The sequence below is a fragment of the Brevundimonas sp. FV1ye7S genome (assembly GCF_058680995.1).
In genome coordinates this window covers 2,152,132-2,169,865 of record NZ_CM178726.1, presented here as the reverse complement: position 1 = coordinate 2,169,865, position 17,734 = coordinate 2,152,132, and the positions used below count along the sequence as shown (strand labels likewise).

Sequence of the window (17,734 nt, the reverse complement as noted above, 5' to 3'; positions counted from 1 at the left end):
CGTGTGCGTAATACTTGACCGCTGAGGTGGGACTTTCTAAGTCCCTCCGCAAGCGAGGCGCCTTTGCGAAGGCGCGGGTTCTAGCACAAGAGCCGCGAAAAGCGCGCAATTTTTGAGGCTGCAATATGCGTCTGTCGACCAAGGGACGATACGCCGTGATGGCGATGGCCGATCTGGCGAAGAACGGACGCGGCGAAAGCGGCGAGATCCGGGCGGTTTCGCTGGCTGAAATCGCCGCGCGCCAGGAGATTTCGCTGAGCTATCTGGAGCAGTTGTTCGCCCGTCTGCGCAAGAGCGACCTGGTCAAGAGCGTGCGCGGACCCGGCGGCGGCTATCGGCTGGCCAAGGGGGCGCATGAGACTGTGGTGGCCGAGATCGTGCTGGCGGTGGACGAACCGATCCGGGCGACGCGCTGCGTGGCGCATGGCTCGCCCAAGGGCTGCATGATGGCCGGCGAACGCTGCATCACCCATGATCTGTGGGAAGACCTGGGCGACGAGATCCATCGCTATCTGGCCGGGGTGTCGCTGGAAGACGTGGTGATGAACCGCACAGGCCAGCGTCGGCGCAATGTCGAACCGCCCCAAGCTGTGGGGGTGGCGGCATGAGCGCGATCTATCTGGATTACAACGCCTCGGGCCTGGTGCGGCCCGAGGTGCTTGAGATCATGGCCAAGGCTCTGGCCGACAACGGCAATCCGTCGGCGGTCCATGCGGCCGGGCGACGCGCGCGGGCGCGGGTCGAGACGGCGCGGGCTCAGGTCGGCCAATTCGTCGGCGCCGATCCGACGGCGGTCGTGTTCAACAGCGGCGGCACGGAAGCCAACGCCCAGGCCATCGCCAGCGCGCTGGCGGCCGGATGCGAGCGGCTGATCGTCTCCGCCACCGAACATCCGTGCGTGGCGGAGGCGGCGGCGAACGCCGGCGCGCCTGTCGAGGTGCTGCCGGTTGATGCGAACGGCGTCGTCGATCTGGACTGGTTGGCGCAGGCCTTGGCGCGTCCGGGCCGGGCTGTGGTCGCCATTCATCATGCGAACAATGAGAGCGGCGTGATCCAGCCGGTGGTCGAGGCCGCAGCCCTGGTGCGCGCGGCCGGCGGCTGGCTGCACGTCGATGCGATCCAGTCGGCGGGCAAGATCCCGGTCGACATGCGCGTTCTGGACCCGGACAGCCTGACCCTGTCGGCCCACAAGCTGGGCGGGCCGCAGGGCGTCGGGGCGTTGATCCTGAAGGAAGGCGTGTCGGGCGTTCGCATCCTGCACGGAGCCGGGCAGGAGCGGGGTCTGCGCGCCGGGACCGAGAATGTGCCGGGCATCGCCGGGTTCGGCGTGGCCGCCGACTGTGCGGCGCGGGATCTGGAGACGATGGCCTCGCATGTGGGCTGGCGCGATGCGGCCGAGGTCAGGGTCGAGGCCGCCGGGGCGACCGTGATCGGCGGAGATGTGCCGCGTCTGCCCAACACCCTGTTCATGGCGGTCGAGGGTTGGGACAGTCCTCAACAACTTATCATTCTTGATATGGACGGCGTCATGGTTTCGGCGGGCTCGGCCTGTTCGTCCGGCAAGGTGAAGCCGTCCAAGACCATCAGCGCCATGGGATTGAACGCTCTGGCGACCGGGGGCGTGCGCGTCTCCGGCGGCTGGGGCACGACCGAGAGCGACTGGGTGCGGTTCGCCGACGCCTGGATCGCCGCCTACGACAAGCACAAGACACGCGCCGCCGCGCGCGTGAGAGAGGTCGCCTGATGGCCGCCGTCAAGGAAACCATCGACGCCGTCGCCGCGCTGGAGAAGTACGCGCACGGCTTTACGTCGGACATCGAGCAGGAGTTTGCACCGCGTGGGCTGAACGCCGACATCGTGCGCTTCATCTCCGAGAAGAAGGGCGAGCCGGAATGGATGCTGGAATGGCGTCTGGCCGCCTATGAACGCTGGCTGGCGATGGAGGAACCGACCTGGGCGGCGGTGAAGTATGAGCCGGTTGATTACCAGTCGCTGTTCTACTATGCGGCGCCCAAGCAGAAGGAAGGGCCGAAGTCGCTGGACGAGGTCGATCCCGAGATCCTGGAAATCTACAAGAAGCTGGGCATCCCGCTGAAGGAGCAGGAGGTGCTGGCGGGGGTGCAGGGCGCGCCGCGCGTGGCCGTGGACGCCGTGTTCGACAGCGTCTCGGTGGTCACCACCTTCAAGGAGGAACTGGCCAAGGTCGGCGTGATCTTCATGCCCATTTCCGAGGCCTTGCGCGAATATCCTGAGCTCGTGCGGCAATATCTGGGGTCGGTGGTGCCGGTCTCCGACAACTATTTCGCGGCCCTGAACAGCGCGGTCTTTTCGGACGGGTCGTTCGTCTACATTCCGCCGGGCGTGCGCTGCCCGATGGAGCTGTCGACCTATTTCCGCATCAATGCGTCCCAGACGGGGCAGTTCGAACGCACCCTGATCATCGCCGATAAGGGCAGCTATTGCTCCTATCTGGAAGGCTGCACCGCGCCGATGCGCGACGAGAACCAGCTGCACGCGGCCGTGGTCGAGATCGTGGCGCTGGACGACGCCGAGGTGAAATATTCGACGGTCCAGAACTGGTACCCCGGCGACGCCGAGGGCAAGGGCGGCATCTACAACTTCGTCACCAAGCGGGCGGATTGCCGGGGGGATCGGTCGAAGGTGTCGTGGACCCAGGTCGAGACCGGTTCGGCCGTCACCTGGAAATATCCGTCCTGCATCCTGAAGGGCGACGACAGCTCGGGCGAGTTCTATTCCATCGCCATCACCAACGGCTGTCAGCAGGCCGACACCGGCACCAAGATGATCCACCTGGGCAAGAACACCAAGTCGCGGATCATCGCCAAGGCGGTGTCGGCGGGGAAATCGGACTCGACCTATCGCGGCCTGGTCTCGGTGCATCCGAAGGCGACGGGGGTGCGCAACTTCACCCAGTGCGACAGCCTGCTGATCGGCAAGGAATGCGGCTCGCACACCATCCCCTATATCGAGGCCCGCAACGGCTCGGCCCAGCTGGAGCACGAGGCGACGACGACGCGGTTGAGCGACGACCAGATGTTCTACGCCCAGCAGCGCGGGCTGTCGCAGGAGGAGGCGGTGGCCCTGCTGGTCAACGGCTTCGTCCGCGACGTCATGCAGAAGCTGCCGATGGAGTTCGCCGTCGAGGCGCAGAAGCTGGTGGCGATCAGCCTGGAAGGGAGTGTGGGGTGAGCATCGCCATCGACAATCTCCACGTCTCCGTCGGTGAAAAGCCGATTCTAAATGGCCTGACGCTCGATGTTCTGGCGGCCGGGGCGGCCGCCATCTTGGGGGTGGATCGTGGTATCATCGACAAATCTGGTCTGATCCGAACGTTGAGGACATTCTGATGGAAACGATTGCCGTTCCTTTCCATGAAGACGCCGCCGACCGCCTGAAGCGCGCGGCGGCCGAGATCGGGATGCCGGTCGGCGAATTTATCGCCTCGGCGGCCGAAGGTTTCATCACGGACAGTGAGGTTCATCGTGGCTCGCCGTTGTCGGCGGACCAGATCGCGCAGATCGAAGCGGGACTGGCCGCGGAGCGTGAGGGGCGGATTATTTCGAACGAGGAAGCGGAGGCCCGGCTTGCGGCGCGTCGTACGCGGTGAAGGATTTCGAATGGTCTGAGCCCGCGCTGACGGCGTTCTCCGACTTTCTGGATCACCTTGACGCGCACAGTCTTGCAACTGCGGACAAGGCGGAAACGGAGATCAAAGCCACGCTCTGGCGTCTGGCCGAGCATCCTCATCAAGGTCATCTGTCCCGCTGGCCTGGGCTTCTCGAATGGAGCGCAGCCGACTGGAAGAAGATCATCGTCTATCGCGAACGCCCGGACGGCATTCGTGTCATCGCCTTCTACGACGCTCGACAGGATTTGAGCGTCGTTCATCCCACTCCGAACGACTGATTGAACATGCTCTCCATCTCCAACCTCCAGGTCTCCGTCGGCGACAAGCCGATCCTCAAAGGCCTGACGCTCGAAGTGCCCGCCGGCGAGGTGCACGCCATCATGGGGCCGAACGGGGCCGGGAAGTCGACCCTGGGTTACGCCCTGTCGGGACGGCCGGGCTATGAGGCGACGGAAGGATCGGTCGAATGGGCGGGCGAGGACCTGCTGGCGCTGGAGCCGGCTGAGCGGGCGGCCAAGGGCGTCTTTCTGTCCTTCCAGTATCCGATCGAAATCCCCGGCGTGCCGGCCCTGACCTTCGTGCGGACGGCGCTGAATGCGCAGAAGCGCGCGCGCGGGGAAGAGGAGGTGGCGGCGCCGGCCTTCCTGAAGCTGGTCCGTGAGGCGTCCAAGGCGCTGAAGATGGACTTCGACATGCTGAAGCGGCCGCTGAACGTCGGCTTCTCCGGCGGCGAGAAGAAGCGGATGGAGATATTGCAGATGGCCCTGCTGGAGCCGTCGCTGCTGATCCTCGACGAGACCGATTCCGGCCTGGACATCGACGCCTTGCGGATCGTGTCGGAAGGGGTGAACGCCCTGCGTCGCCCGGACCGGGCCATGCTGGTCATCACCCACTATCAGCGCCTGCTGGATTACATCAAACCGGACCGGGTCCATGTGCTGGCCGGCGGGCGGATCGTGGCCTCGGGCGGGCCGGAACTGGCGCATCAGCTGGAGGCGGAAGGATATGACAAATATCTTCCGGAACTGGCATGAGCGCGACCTGCGCCATCGACTTGGCCGACGCGGCCACATTCCCGTCGCGGCGGGATGAGGCGTGGAAATACAGCGACCTGAAGCGTCATCTGCGCGAGGCGCCGGCGCCGTCGGGCACGGCCGCCGTGGGCGCGCCGGGGCCGTTCTACGCCCTGGGTGGAGAGGCCATCGTCTTCGCCAATGGGCGGCCGGTGGGCGTGACCGACTTCATCGCCTCGGGCGAGCAGACGCTGCGGCTGCGCTATATCTCGGACGCCGTCGGGACCGGCCATACGGCCAGGGCGCGGGTCGCCGTGCGGGCGGGCGCCAAGCTGCTGCTGCTGGAGACGCACGAGGGCACGGGCTCGGCCTATGTCGCCCACAATACGCTGGAGCTGGACGTGGCGGCCGGGGCCGAGGTGACGCGCGTCGTCCTGGTCGATGAGCCGGAGGACGCCATTTCCATCGCCGAAGCCCATGTGAAGGTCGAGGCGGGCGGCGTCTATCGCCAGACCATCATCGCCACCGGCGCCAAGCTGCAGCGGATCGAGACCCGCATCGCTCACTTCGCCCAGGGGGCGCAGGTTCAGGCCGACGGCCTGTATTTGCTGAATGGATCGCGGCAGGCCGACCTGACCAGCGTGGTGCGGCACATGGAGCGCGACGGCGCGACGTCGCAATTGATCAAGGGCGTGGCTCGTGACACCGCGCGCGGCGTCTTCCAGGGCAAGATCGTGGTCGAGCGCGGGGCCGACGGCACGGATGCGCGTATGGGCCACCACGCCCTGATCGCATCCGAACGGGCCGAGATCGACGCCAAGCCGGAACTGATCATCTATGCCGACGACGTGCAGTGCGCGCATGGCAATACGGTGGGGGCGCTGGACGAGAGCGCCCTGTTCTACATGCAGCAGCGCGGCATTCCGGCCGAGGAGGCCCGCGCCCTGCTGACCCAGGCCTTCCTGATCGAGGTCATCGACCGGATAGAAAATGAAGGCGCGAGAGAGGTGGCGCGGGAATGGCTGACGGCGCGGTTGTGACTGATCCTGCTCCCTCCGTCGCGGCGCAAGAGCGCCACGCCACCTCCCCCAAGGGGGGAGGATTTGATCCCTATGCCGTGCGGGCGCAGTTTCCAATCCTGTCGCGGTCGGTGAACGGCAAGCCGCTGGTCTATCTGGACAATGCGGCCTCGGCCCAGAAGCCGCGCGCGGTGATCGACGCCCTGGTCGCGACGATGGAGGGCGGATACGCCAACGTCCATCGCGGCCTGCACACCCTGTCGAACGAGGCGACCGAGGCCTTCGAGAAGGCGCGCGAGATCGTGGCCCGCTTCCTGAACGCCGAAAGCGCCGAGCAGGTGGTCTGGACCAAGGGCGGGACCGAGGCGATCAATCTGGTCGCCAATGGGCTTGGGTTGAGCATCGAACCGGGCGACGAGATCCTCGTCTCGGAGATGGAGCACCATTCCAACATCGTGCCCTGGCACCTGCTGCGCGAACGACGCGGGGCGGTGATCAAGTGGATCCCGGTGCTGGACGACGGGTCGCTGGACATGACGGCCTATGCCGAGTTGTTGGGACCCAAGACGCGGATGGTCGCCGTCACCCATATGTCGAACGTGCTGGGGACCATCAATCCGGTGGCCGAGATCACGCGACTGGCGCATGCGGCCGGCGCCCCCGACTCCCGGATCAAGGTGCTGATCGACGGGTGCCAGGGCGCGGTGCATGCGACGCCGGACGTCCAGGCCATCGGCTGCGACTTCTATGTCCTGACCGGTCACAAGCTGTTCGGGCCGACCGGCATCGGCGCCCTGTACGGCAAGGCCGAGGCGCTGGAGGCCCTGCCGCCCTATCAGGGCGGGGGCGAAATGATCGAGACGGTCGAACAGGACCGCGTCACCTATGCCAAGCCGCCGCATCGTTTCGAGGCGGGGACGCCGCCGATTCTGGAGGCCATCGGCCTGGGCGTGGCCCTGGAATGGCTGGCGCAATACGACCGGGCGGCGGTTCAGGCGCATGAGCATTCGCTGTACCAGCACGCCGTCGATCGCCTTCAAGGGCAGAACTGGCTGCGGATCCTGGGGCAGGCGGAAGGCAAGGGGGCGATCCTGACCTTCGCCGTCGAGGGCGCCCACGCCCATGACGTGGCCCAGATCATGGATCGTTACGGCGTGGCCGTGCGGGCCGGACAGCACTGCGCCGAGCCGTTGTCGAAAAGAATGGGGGTGACGTCGAGCACCCGCGCCTCCTTCGCCCTATATAACACCGTGGAGGATGCCGACGCCTTCGTGGACGCGCTGATCAAGGCGCGGAACTTCTTCGTGTAAGCTGATGACAGACGACACCATTCAAGACAGCGACGCCTTCAAGGACGCCTGGGATGAACCCCAGAAGAGCGCCCTGTCGCAGGCCGAGCTGGACACCCTGACCGAACAGCTGATCGAGGCCCTGAAGTCGGTCTATGATCCGGAAATCCCGGTCGACATCTATGAGCTGGGCCTGATCTACCGGGTCGATGTGTCCGACGACCGCGACGTGGTGGTCGATATGACTCTGACCGCCCCGGGTTGCCCCGTCGCCGGCGAGATGCCGGGCTGGGTCGAGACGGCGGTCGAGAAGGTCGAGGGGGTGCGCAGCGCCAAGGCCAATCTGGTGTTCGATCCGCCTTGGGATTCCTCGAAGATGAGCGACGAGGCCAAACTCGCGCTCAACATGTTCTGACCGGATAGTCCAATGACCGAACTCCAGGCCACATCCCGTCCGCGCCGCCCGCGTCCGAAGGCCGTGACCCTGACGGACGCCGCCGCCGAACGCGTGCGCGAGATCCTGGACAACGCGGAGAACGACCACATCGGTCTGCGGATCGGGGTCAAGAACGGCGGCTGCGCCGGGCAGGAGTACACCTTCGCCTATGCCGACGAGATCGGCCCGCTGGACGAGGTGGTCGAGGACAAGGGCGTCACCATCCTGATCGAACCCAAGGCCGTGCTGTTCCTGATCGGCACCGAGATCGATTACGAGACGACCCGGCTGGCGTCCAAATTCGTGTTCAACAATCCGAACCAGACCGACGCCTGCGGCTGCGGCGAGAGCGTCACCATCGTCCCGGCCGCCGCCGTCTGAGATGGCTTACGACGCGGCCTTCGGCGAATGGGTGCGCGAACATTTCGCGGGCCTGGGGCGGCTGGAGATCAAGCGGATGTTCGGCGGGGCCGGAGTCTATGCCTCGGGCGTGATGTTCGCCTTGCTGGATGACGGGGTGGTCTGGCTGAAGGGCGACGAGGCGCTGGGCGAGGCCTTCGTCGAGGCCGGGTGTAGGCAATTCAGATATCCGACCAAGGACGGGCGGACGATGTCCATGGGATACTGGACCCTGCCGGAGACGGCGCTGGACGACCCCGAGGAGGCCGTCGTCTGGGCGCGACGGGCCCTGGAGGTGGCGGTGCGCAAGGCGTCCGGGAAGAAACCGAAGCCTATTTAGGCGTATCCATCAGAACCGCCGGCGTGACCGGCTGTCCCGTGGCCTCGGCGATCAGTTCGGCCGTGCGGGTCTCGACCACCGCCTCCAGCCGCGCCAGAAACTCGTCCTTGGGCAGGCCAACCGGGATGGGGTCCAGGAACTCCAGCGTCGCCGTGCCTGCGTGCTTCTCGTACTTCTCCTCGGGCCAGAACAGGCCGAGGTTGGTGGCCAGGGGCACGACCGGCATGTCGAAGTCGCGGTACATGTGCCAGACGCCCGAACGGTAGCGGAACTTCTGACCGACCGGCGCCAGATGACCCTCGGGGTAGATCAGGATCTTGCGGTTCTCGGCCTTGGCCTCGGCGGCGCGGGTGGCCAGGGCCTGGCGGGCTTCGTGGCCGCCGCAGCTGTTGACGACGATGGCCCCCAGCTTCTTCAGCACCCCGCCCAGCAGGGGAAACTTCTCCAGATGGTCGCCGGTGACGAAGGCCAGGTCGTCGAACTGGTCGTAGGTGGCGAAGCCGTCGCCCCAGCTTTGATGTTTCGAGGCGATGATGAAGGCGCCCGGGGGCAGCCGTTCCTTGCCGCGTACATCCAGCCTGATGCCGGCGAAGACCGCCATGGCCTGGACCATCCGCCTGACATAGGCGCGGATGACCCGGCTGGTGGCGCCGCGTCCCGGCGCCAGGGCGGCGAAGGCGGCGGTCAGGCCATAGCTGATCGACAGGATCCAGTAGGCGATATTGAAGGCGAGGCTGCGCATGGGCCGACTATGGCAGAAAGTCGCGGCTCAGGCGGCGTTTTCAAGCGCGCGCGCGCTGGTGACGCGATTGCGGCCGCCGCGCTTGGACGCATAGAGGGCCTCGTCGGCGCGTTCGAGCAGGGCGGCGGCGCCTTCACGGGGCAGATGTTCCGCAAATCCGGCGGAAAGAGTGACGGCGCCGAGATCGTCGTTGGTGGAGCGCCGACGCAGGGAACGGGAGGAGACCTCTTCGCGGATATGCTCCAGCGCGGCCATGACGGCGCCAGGGCTCTCGCCCGGGAAGATGATCGCGAACTCCTCGCCGCCGAACCGCGCCACGAACCGATTGCCGGAACAGACGCGTGACAGGATGGTGGAGACATACCGCAGCACCTGATCACCGGTCTGATGGCCCCAGGTGTCGTTGAACCGCTTGAAATGATCGATGTCGAGGATGGCCAGGGTCAGGGGCGTGCGGCCGGCGTCGGCGCAGGCCTGTTCCAGGCGCTCGTCGAAGGCCTTGCGGTTGGCCAGATTGGTCAGGGCGTCGGTCATCGCGTCGCGGCGCACCTGTTCCAGATGCTCGCGAAGACGGGCGACTTCCTTGTTGGAGCTTTCCAGGCGTTTTTCGAGGCTAGCGGTCTCGCGGCGAACGCGTTGGGTGGCCGTGGACAGTCCGCCGACCAGGCTCTTCAGGGCGGAGGCGTCCTCGACGGCGGTGTCCATGGTCTGCGAGGCGTCGGCCAGAGTCTCGCCAAAGTCGGTCTGGGTCTTGTGGGCCTTGGCGATGGCGGCGGAGACACTGGCCAACTCGCGATCCAGCACGGCGCCGGCGTCGCGAATCTCTTCCGACAGACGGCCGCGGGGCAGGAATTCGGCGGCGAGCATTTCCGAGGTCTCGTCGGATATGACGACGTCTTCAGCCAGAAGACGCTTGATCTCGATACCCAGAGGACCTTCGGGGTCGCCGAGATAATGAATCCAGAGTTCGAAATTCAGCGGCGTGGGCCAGACGCCGGCCTTCTCCATTGCGGCGATGGCGTTGCGCGCAAGAGAATAGGCTTCCGGTCCCCGAACCGCCGTTTCGACCTGCGCTGTCATTCGCTTCTCCCGAAGTCCCGTTCTGGAACTTCGGGGAGATTAGAGGCCTATCCGTAATACCGGGTAAACGGCGTTACAAATCAGGCGCGGATGACGACGGGGCGACGCAGGAAGGCGGGGATGTCGTCGCCGAAACCCTTGACGCCCGAACGTTCGCGTTCTTCCGGACGACGCTCGCCGCGACGGTCCGACTGACGGAGCTGAGGCTCGCGATCCGTGCGAGCGGCGCGGGCTTCTTCCGAGGGAGCGGGCTCAGCCTCGATCCGGGATTCGATCCGGGGTTCGATCTTCGCTTCGGGCCGGGGTTCAGACCGGGCGCGGCTGCGGCCGCGGCCAGCGGGCTTCTCAACGACAGGAGCCATCTCGGTTTCGACGACGGTCTCGACGGAAACCTCGGGCTTGGCCTTGCGGCGGCTGCGCGAGCGCGTCGGCGCCTCGGCGGCGTCCGTCTCGGCCAGAGCGACAGCGGGGGCGGGAGTCTGGGCCGGCTCGGCGGCGCGCGACCGGCCGCGACCGCCGCGTTCGCCCGAGCGGGACTCGCTCGACCGAGACGACGAGCGTTTGTCGTCCCGTCCGCCGTCCTTGATCGCATCGAAATCGACGTCGTCGAGGACCAGCTCCTGCGGATCCATCTTGATCAGCTTCAGCACCTTATCCAGCGACTTGTCGTCGGCCGGGGTCACGATCATGAAGGCCTGACCCAGCTTGCCCGCGCGACCGGTGCGGCCGATGCGGTGGACATAGTCGTCGGCGTGGTGCGAGACGTCGTAGTTGAAGACGTGGCTGACGTCCGGGATGTCCAGGCCGCGTGCGGCGACGTCGGAGGCCACCAGGATCTTCAGCGCGCCCGAGCGGAAGTCCGCCAGGGTCTTGGTGCGGTGCGACTGGTCCAGGTCGCCGTGGATGGCGGCGGCGTCGAACCCGTGGGTCTTCAGCGACTTGGCGACGATATCGACTTCAGACTTTCGGTTGCAGAAGACGATGCCGTTGCGCACGTCGGTGCGGCTCATCAGGGCGCGCAGGGCGGCGCGCTTGGCCTTGGGGTCCGAGGTCGGGATGCGGACGATATATTGGGTGATGGTGTCGGCCGTCATGGCCGGACGCGAGGCCTCGATCCGGGTCGGATCCTTGAGGAAGGCGGCGGTCAGACGCGTGATCTCGGGCGGCATGGTGGCCGAGAAGAACAGGGTCTGGCGACGCGGCGGCGTCAGTTTGAAGATCCGCTCGATGTCGGGGATGAAGCCCATGTCCAGCATGCGGTCGGCTTCGTCCACCACCATGATCTCGACGCCCGTCAGCAGCATCTTGCCGCGTTCGAACAGGTCCAGCAGGCGGCCCGGGGTGGCGATCAGGACGTCGACGCCCTTGTTCAGCGCCGCCACCTGGTCGCCCATGGAGACGCCGCCGATCAGCAGCACCCAGGTCAGTTTGGTGCCCTTGGCGTATTTGGCGAAGCTCTCGGCGACCTGGTCGGCCAGTTCGCGGGTCGGGGCCAGGACGATGGCGCGCGGCATGCGGGCGCGGGCTCGGCCCGACGCCAGGCGTTCGACCAGGGGCAGGGTGAAGGCGGCGGTCTTGCCGGTGCCGGTCTGGGCGATGCCCAGGACGTCGCGGCCGGCCAGGGCCACAGGGATCGCCTGTTCCTGAATCGGAGTGGCGGTCGTGTAGCCGGTGTCGGCGACGGCCTGCAGGGTCGTGGGCGAGAGGCCCAGTTGGGAAAATTCGGTCATGAATCCTTGGGAGAGAAAGCGTCTGCGTGCGTAACAGCAACGGAACCGCCCCTCTTTGGGCGAGCGGGCGGCGCGTATCGCAGACCTGTCCCGAGGCTGGACGCGATATAGAAGTCCCCTCGCAAAAGTCAACTATTATCGATATTCCGCCGTCGCCACGCGATGGAGGATGCGACCCCGGCGTCGGCCGAGGTCGCGTCTTTTCCAGGGGCTGAGCCGTCAGCCTATGGCCGGAGCCGTGGCGGGGGCGCGCTTGCGGGTCAGAAAGAGGACCAGAACCAGACCCAGGGCCGCAGAGGCGGCGCCGGCCAGGGCGACCGCCGGATAGCCCAGGCCCCCGGCGATCACCGCCCCGCCCACGGCCGCGCCGACGGCGTTGCCCAGGTTGAAGGCGCCGATATTGACCGACGAGGCCAGGTTGGGCGCATCCGAGGCGGCGGCCATCACCCGCACCTGCAGCGGCGGCACCAGGGCGAAGCTGGCCACGCCCCAGATGAAGATCACGAACGGGGCGGGAACGGCGAACGGCATGGTGAAGGCGAACAGCACCAGTATGGCCGCCAGAGACGCCAGGGTGATGATCAGGGTGCGATCCACCGACCGGTCGGCGAACTTGCCGCCCAGCCAGTTCCCGACCGTCAGGCCTAGGCCGTAGACGACCAGCATGGCGGTGACGAAGCCGATGGAGGCGTGGGCCTCTTCATGCAGGATCGGGGCGATATAGGTGAAGACGGTGAACATGGCGCTGGAGCCGATCACGGTCAGGGCCAGGGCCGACAGAACGGGGCCGCGACCCAGGACGCGCACCTCCGCCAGGGCGTCGCCGCCGACCGGCGCCGGCAGTTTGGGCAGGGTCAGGCGCAGGGCGGCCATGACGATCAGGCCGATGCCGGCGATGGCCCAGAAGGAGGCGCGCCAGCCCAGGACGTCGCCTGCCCAGGCCGCCAGCGGCACGCCGACGACGGTGGCGATGGTCAGGCCCATGAACATGGCCGCGACCGCGCCGGCCTGACGGTTGGGCGGCACCAGGCTGGCGGCCACGATGGAGCCGACGCCGAAGAAGGCCCCGTGGTTCAGCGAGGTGACGACCCGCGCGACCAGCAGCATGGCGTAGTCGGTCGAGACGGCCGCCATCAGATTGCCCAGGGTGAAGACGGCGGCCAGGCCGATCAGCAGGGCGCGTCGGGGCACGCGCCCCGTGGTCAGGGTCATCAGGGGCGCGCCCAGCATGACGCCCAGGGCATAGGCGCTGATCAACAGGCCGGCCGTGGGAATGGAGACGCCCAGGTCCGTGGCGATGACCGGCAGCAGGCCCATCGGGGCGAACTCGGTCACGCCGATGCCGAAGGCCCCGGCCGCGAGGGCGAGGAGGGGAGGATTGAGTTTCATGGGGGAGGAGACCTTTGGGAGGTTCAGACCAGCGGCGGGTTCAGGCGCGCGAACCCTTCCTGCTGGCGACAGGGGCTGTGGGGATAGGACGGCAGGACGGCGCTGGCGGCGTCGAGCGCCGCGAATGCGGGACGGGAACCCGCAGGCCCGATGATCCAAGTTGGCGATAGTCCATGACTGTCCCTCGTCTGTGTTCGGACGCACAGATGGACGCCGCGCCGCAGCGGCGGTAGGCAGGCGGGAGGCCAAGGATTTTTGATCTGGACGCAAAGATGCAGATGAATGGGGCGGACCGGGCGCGGGAGATGGAGATCTTCGTCGCCGTGGCGAAAAGCGGCAGTTTCTCCGCCGCCGGTCGGATCCTGGGACTGACCCCGTCGGCGGTCAGCCGGACCGTCGACCGGATCGAGGCGCGGCTGGGGGTGCGGCTGATGCTGCGCACGACGCGCGTCCTGACCCTGACGGCCGAGGGCCAGACCTATCTGGGCGCGGCGCGTCGCATCCTCGCCGACCTGGACGACGCCGAACAGGGCATCGCCGATCAGGGGGCACCGCGCGGGCGGGTGCGGGTCAGCGCCTCACTGGCTCATGGCCGCCAGCATGTGGTGCCTCTGCTCGGGGATTTCGTGCGTCGCTATCCGCATATCCTGATCGACATCAACCTGACCGATGTCGTGGTCGATGTGGCGGCGGGGCAGGCGGATGTGGCGATCCGGTTCGGGCCGCTGGCCGACAGTCCGCTGACGGCGCGGCGTCTGGGCGACACGGGGCGGACCATCGTCGCCTCGCCCGACTATCTGGCCCGCCGCGGGACGCCGACGGTTCCGGAAGACCTGCACGATCATGATTGCCTGAACTTCAACTTCCGCCGCGCCGAGCCCGTCTGGCCGTTTCGCCGGGACGGCCGCGACTACGCCCTGACGGTGCGGGGGCCGATCGAGGCGAACAACGGCGAGACCCTGACTCAGCTGGCGGTGGCCGGGGTCGGGGTGACGCGGGTCGGGAATTTCAGCGTGGCCGACGCCATCGACGCGGGGCGGCTGGTTCCCTTGCTGGAGGACTTCAATCCGGGCGACCGGGAGCCGATCCATGCGGTCTTCGTCGGCGGCGCCAATATGCCGGCGCGCGTGCGGGTGTTCGTGGATTTTCTGGCGGAACGGCTGCGCTGAAACGAAAATCGCCGGACGGGGCGAACCGTCCGGCGACTTCAGTCTGGTCTGTGAGCCGTGATCAGCGCTTGCCGAAGATCATGTCGCCGAGCTTGGCGAAGAAGCCCTTTTCCTCAGCCTTGGGCGCAGGCGCGGCGGCCGGCGCGGGCTTGGGCGTTTCGACCGGCTTGGGCGTCGGCGCGGGCGCCGGTGCAGCGGCGGCGGGCTTGGGCGCCGGAGCGGCGACGGGTTCAGCCGGCTTGGACGCAGCGGCCGGAGCCTTGGGCGTCGGCGCCTTGGCTGCGACAGGCTTGGCCGTGGCGGGCTTGGGCGCAGACGTCTTCGGCGCGGCCTTGGCGGCGGTCTTCGTCGTCGCCTTGGGCGCGGCGGCCTTCACGGGGGCAGACTTGGAAGCGGCGGGTGCGGCCGGCTTGGCGGTCGGCTTGGCGGCCGGGGCGGCCGGGGCGGCCTTGGGCTTGGCTGGCGACGTCTTGGCGACAGCGGCCTTGGACGCGGTCGTCTTGGCGGGTGTTTTTGCAGCGGCCGGTTTGGCGGCGGCGGTCTTCACGGCGGCGGGCTTGGCGGCCTTGGGCGTGACGGTTTTCTCGGCGACGGCCTTCGCGGCGCTCGACTTCGGCGCAGCTTTAGGCTTGGAAGCGGCGGTCGCCGGCTTCGGCGACGCAGTTTTAGACGTAGACGGTGACTTGGCCATGTATTCCCCGACCCCTCGGTTCGTTAAAAAGCCCGGCGGCGTCGGGAAGACGAAGCGCCGGATCGCAATGATTCGTCATCTTAGCGGTGTTTGAAAAATGTCCGAGTCCGCAGTTCAGATAATCGCACGGGGTCCGCGCGAAAACGCAGAGGCCGCCGCCGCCGCCATCGACGCCGATCCCACGCTGGAGGGCGCGACCTATTCCATCCTGGAAGAGGACGAGGATCGCAACATCTGGCGCATCGACGCCTTCCCGACCACGGCCGAGGAGGTCGAGGGGCTGAAGGCGACCCTGGCCGACTATCCGGTCACCGTCACGGTCGAGAAGCTGGCCGACGCCGACTGGCTGGCCATGTCGCTGTCGGGCCTGCCGCCGGTGCGGGCCGGGCGCTTCTTCGTCTATGGGGCGCATGACGAGGGACGGGTGCCGCCCAACGCCGTCAATCTGAAGATCGACGCCGGCGCCGCCTTCGGCACCGGCCACCACGGCACGACGGTCGGCTGTCTGGAGGCCTTCGACGACCTGTTGAAGCGCGAACGGTTCGAGCGGGTTCTGGATGTCGGCTGCGGCACGGGCGTCCTGGCCATCGCGGCGGCGCGGACGGGCAGCCGAATCGCGGTCGGCACCGACATCGACGCCCCCTCGGTGCGGATCGCCAATGAGAACGCCGCCCTGAACCAGGCCCACGCCAGCTTCGTCCACGCCTCGGGCCTGAACGATCAGCGGGTGCGCCGCCACGGGCCCTATGATCTGGTCTTCGCCAATATCCTGGCCCCGCCGCTGGTGGCCCTGTCGCAGGACATCAAGATGGCGCTGAGCCTGGGCGGGGTCGCCATCCTGTCGGGCCTGCTGCGGACCCAGGAACGCCGGGTGACGGCGGCCTATACGTCGCGCGGCTTCCGGCTGGAGAAGCGCATCCATCACGACGCCTGGAGCGCCCTGGTGCTGCGGCGGATGGGCTGAGGAACGAGAGACGAGACGATGCGCCAGACCTTTGATGAGACCACCGATCCGTCCTTTGGGGCCAAACACCTGCCGCTGCTGCGCGCCGAGATGGCCAAGCAGGGGCTGGACGGCTTCCTGATTCCGCACGAGGACGAGCACCAGAACGAGTATCTGCCCGACGCCAACGAGCGGCTGGCCTGGGCCACCGGCTTCACCGGCTCGGCCGGGGCGGCGGTGGTGTTCCAGGACCGGGCCAGCCTGTTCACCGATGGTCGCTATACGGTTCAGGTCAAGGCCCAGACCGATCCGGCCCTGTTCGAGCGGCGCGACCTGAACGACGTCGCCGCCTATCTGGAGACGGCGAGCGCGGGGCAGGTGATCGGCTATGATCCGAAGCTGCACAGCCCCGACGCCCTGGTCGCCCTGAAGCGGGCGGCGGAGAAGGCCGGGGCCGAGTTGAAGCCGGTCGAGGTCAATCCGCTGGACCAGGCCTGGGGCGCGGATCGTCCGGCCCAGCCGACCGCCCCGGTGGTTCCGCATGAAGACGTCTATTCCGGCGAGCCCCATGCGGCGAAGCGGGCGCGGATCGGCAAGGCCGTGGCGGACGCCGGCGCCGAGGCCGTGGTGCTGACCGCGCCCATGTCGATCGCCTGGCTGTTCAATGTGCGCGGCGGCGACGTGATCCGTTCGCCCCTGCCGATCGGCCAGGCCGTGCTGGAGGCCGACGGCAGGGCGCGGCTGTTCCTGGACGGGGCCAAGGTGACGAATGAGCTGCCGGCCTGGCTGGGCGACGCGGTCCAGCTGGAGGCGCCGGAACGGCTGGCCGAGGCGCTGGACGGTCTGGCGGGCAAGAAGGTGATGATCGATCCGGCCTTGTCGTCCGCCTGGTATTTCGACCGGCTGGAGCAGGCGGGAGCGACGGTGGTGCGGGCGGCGGACCCCTGCGCCCTGCCTCGCGCGACCAAGAATGCGGTCGAGATCGAGGGCAGCCGCCGGGCCCATATCCGCGACGGCGCGGCCCTGGCCAACTTCCTGCATTGGGTCGATACGACGGCCCAGCAGACCCTGCCGGACGAGCGCGAGGTGGTGGAGACGCTGGAGCGGTTCCGCGAGGCGACCGGGGCGCTGAAGGACCTGAGCTTCGACACCATCGCCGGGGCCGGTCCGAACGGCGCCCTGCCGCATTACAAGCCGGTCGGCGCCACGATCCGCCGGATCGAAAACGGCTCCCTGCTGCTGGTGGACGGCGGCGGCCAGTATCTGGACGGGACGACCGATGTGACCCGCACCATGGCGGTGGGCGAGCCGACGGCGGACCAGCGTCACAAGTTCACCCTGGTGCTGAAATCCCATATCGCCATGGCGACGATCCGCTTCCCGGCCGGGACCAGCGGCATGGCGCTGGACGCCATCGCCCGCGCGCCGATGTGGGCGGCGGGCCTGGATTACGACCATGGGACGGGCCACGGCGTCGGCTCCTATCTGGGCGTCCACGAGGGGCCGCAGCGGATCGCCAAATGGGGCACCGGCCAGCCGCTGCTGGAGGGGATGATCCTGTCCAACGAGCCCGGCTATTACCGCGAAGGCCATTGGGGCATCCGCATCGAGACCCTGCAGGTGGTGACGCCGGCCGTGGTTCCCGAGGGCGGCGAGCGGCCGATGCACGGGTTCGAACAGCTGACCTTTGCGCCCATCGATCGCAAGCTGATCGCGGTGGATCTGCTGACCCCGCCCGAACGGGCTTACGTCGACGCCTATCACGCCGAGACCCTGGCCAAGGTCGGGCCTCTGGTCGAGGGCGAGGTGCGGGCCTGGCTGGAGCGGGTCTGCGCGCCGCTGTGA

General features: G+C 67.5%; 20 protein-coding genes. 15 read left to right on the top strand and 5 right to left on the bottom strand.

Annotated elements, in window-relative coordinates; all coding sequences use genetic code 11:
• The first annotated feature begins 125 nt into the window (after positions 1 to 125).
• The 12 genes from ACW18C_RS10475 to ACW18C_RS10420 all read left to right on the top strand — a co-directional run bounded on the left by ACW18C_RS10475 (position 126) and on the right by ACW18C_RS10420 (position 8,145).
• Positions 126 to 608 carry an Rrf2 family transcriptional regulator gene (locus ACW18C_RS10475; RefSeq protein ID WP_008264270.1) on the top strand — a complete coding sequence of 161 codons (483 nt, stop codon included), beginning with the start codon at positions 126 to 128 and terminating at the stop codon, positions 606 to 608.
• Positions 605 to 1,744, top strand: a complete 1,140-nt coding sequence (locus ACW18C_RS10470) for a cysteine desulfurase family protein (protein ID WP_492070804.1) — start codon at positions 605 to 607, stop codon at positions 1,742 to 1,744. The genes ACW18C_RS10475 and ACW18C_RS10470 overlap by 4 nt, the downstream gene beginning before the upstream one ends.
• The gene (sufB, locus tag ACW18C_RS10465; RefSeq protein WP_492070802.1) at positions 1,744 to 3,210 is read left to right on the top strand and encodes a Fe-S cluster assembly protein SufB; all 1,467 of its coding nucleotides are present in this window, start codon (positions 1,744 to 1,746) and stop codon (positions 3,208 to 3,210) included. The genes ACW18C_RS10470 and sufB overlap by 1 nt, the downstream gene beginning before the upstream one ends.
• Entirely contained in the window at positions 3,207 to 3,368 is a 162-nt protein-coding gene (locus tag ACW18C_RS10460; protein WP_492070800.1) for a hypothetical protein, read from the top strand. The genes sufB and ACW18C_RS10460 overlap by 4 nt, the downstream gene beginning before the upstream one ends.
• A complete protein-coding gene (locus ACW18C_RS10455) occupies positions 3,368 to 3,628 on the top strand; it encodes a hypothetical protein (RefSeq protein WP_492070798.1) in 261 nt (86 codons plus the stop codon). Before ACW18C_RS10460 ends, ACW18C_RS10455 begins: the two co-directional genes overlap by 1 nt.
• A complete protein-coding gene (locus ACW18C_RS10450; protein WP_008260743.1) occupies positions 3,625 to 3,927 on the top strand; it encodes a type II toxin-antitoxin system RelE/ParE family toxin in 303 nt (100 codons plus the stop codon). The genes ACW18C_RS10455 and ACW18C_RS10450 overlap by 4 nt, the downstream gene beginning before the upstream one ends.
• Before the next feature lie 6 nt (positions 3,928 to 3,933).
• Entirely contained in the window at positions 3,934 to 4,683 is a 750-nt protein-coding gene (gene sufC, locus ACW18C_RS10445) for a Fe-S cluster assembly ATPase SufC (protein WP_492074003.1), read from the top strand.
• The gene (sufD, locus tag ACW18C_RS10440) at positions 4,680 to 5,702 is read left to right on the top strand and encodes a Fe-S cluster assembly protein SufD (protein WP_492070797.1); all 1,023 of its coding nucleotides are present in this window, start codon (positions 4,680 to 4,682) and stop codon (positions 5,700 to 5,702) included. Before sufC ends, sufD begins: the two co-directional genes overlap by 4 nt.
• Positions 5,703 to 5,779: 77 nt before the next feature.
• Positions 5,780 to 6,991, top strand: coding sequence for an aminotransferase class V-fold PLP-dependent enzyme (locus ACW18C_RS10435; RefSeq protein ID WP_492074001.1), 1,212 nt, complete (start codon positions 5,780 to 5,782; stop codon positions 6,989 to 6,991).
• Positions 6,992 to 6,995: 4 nt separating this feature from the next.
• Positions 6,996 to 7,385: an SUF system Fe-S cluster assembly protein gene (locus ACW18C_RS10430; RefSeq protein WP_183195062.1), complete on the top strand. Its 390-nt coding sequence runs from the start codon at positions 6,996 to 6,998 to the stop codon at positions 7,383 to 7,385.
• A 12-nt stretch (positions 7,386 to 7,397) separates the two neighbouring features.
• On the top strand, positions 7,398 to 7,787 hold the full coding sequence (locus ACW18C_RS10425) for a HesB/IscA family protein (RefSeq protein ID WP_035306948.1): 390 nt from the start codon (positions 7,398 to 7,400) through the stop codon (positions 7,785 to 7,787).
• 1 nt (position 7,788) lies between these two features.
• Complete coding sequence (locus tag ACW18C_RS10420) at positions 7,789 to 8,145, top strand: TfoX/Sxy family protein (protein ID WP_492070795.1); 357 nt, start codon at positions 7,789 to 7,791, stop codon at positions 8,143 to 8,145.
• On the opposite strand, the gene ACW18C_RS10415 is transcribed toward ACW18C_RS10420, so the two are convergent.
• The 4 genes from ACW18C_RS10415 to ACW18C_RS10400 form a co-directional block, all read right to left on the bottom strand.
• The gene (locus tag ACW18C_RS10415; protein WP_291754968.1) at positions 8,138 to 8,887 is read right to left on the bottom strand and encodes a lysophospholipid acyltransferase family protein; all 750 of its coding nucleotides are present in this window, start codon (positions 8,885 to 8,887) and stop codon (positions 8,138 to 8,140) included. The two genes, ACW18C_RS10420 and ACW18C_RS10415, sit on opposite strands and share 8 nt — an antisense overlap.
• A 27-nt stretch (positions 8,888 to 8,914) precedes the next feature.
• Positions 8,915 to 9,967, bottom strand: coding sequence for a GGDEF domain-containing protein (locus ACW18C_RS10410; RefSeq protein ID WP_492070793.1), 1,053 nt, complete (start codon positions 9,965 to 9,967; stop codon positions 8,915 to 8,917).
• 80 nt (positions 9,968 to 10,047) lie between these two features.
• Positions 10,048 to 11,697, bottom strand: a complete 1,650-nt coding sequence (locus tag ACW18C_RS10405) for a DEAD/DEAH box helicase (RefSeq protein WP_492070791.1) — start codon at positions 11,695 to 11,697, stop codon at positions 10,048 to 10,050.
• A gap of 219 nt (positions 11,698 to 11,916) precedes the next feature.
• Complete coding sequence (locus tag ACW18C_RS10400) at positions 11,917 to 13,086, bottom strand: MFS transporter (protein ID WP_292148263.1); 1,170 nt, start codon at positions 13,084 to 13,086, stop codon at positions 11,917 to 11,919.
• A 272-nt stretch (positions 13,087 to 13,358) separates the two neighbouring features.
• Here ACW18C_RS10400 and ACW18C_RS10395 point away from each other — a divergent pair, with 272 nt between their 5' ends.
• A complete protein-coding gene (locus tag ACW18C_RS10395) occupies positions 13,359 to 14,255 on the top strand; it encodes a LysR family transcriptional regulator (protein WP_196066346.1) in 897 nt (298 codons plus the stop codon).
• A 61-nt stretch (positions 14,256 to 14,316) separates the two neighbouring features.
• Here the strand turns inward: ACW18C_RS10395 and ACW18C_RS10390 are convergent, their stop codons facing one another.
• Positions 14,317 to 14,946: a hypothetical protein gene (locus ACW18C_RS10390; RefSeq protein WP_492070789.1), complete on the bottom strand. Its 630-nt coding sequence runs from the start codon at positions 14,944 to 14,946 to the stop codon at positions 14,317 to 14,319.
• A gap of 97 nt (positions 14,947 to 15,043) precedes the next feature.
• On the opposite strand from ACW18C_RS10390, the gene ACW18C_RS10385 reads away from it, so the two are divergent.
• A complete protein-coding gene (locus ACW18C_RS10385) occupies positions 15,044 to 15,910 on the top strand; it encodes a 50S ribosomal protein L11 methyltransferase (RefSeq protein WP_035310799.1) in 867 nt (288 codons plus the stop codon).
• An 18-nt stretch (positions 15,911 to 15,928) separates the two neighbouring features.
• Complete coding sequence (locus ACW18C_RS10380) at positions 15,929 to 17,734, top strand: aminopeptidase P family protein (protein WP_492070788.1); 1,806 nt, start codon at positions 15,929 to 15,931, stop codon at positions 17,732 to 17,734.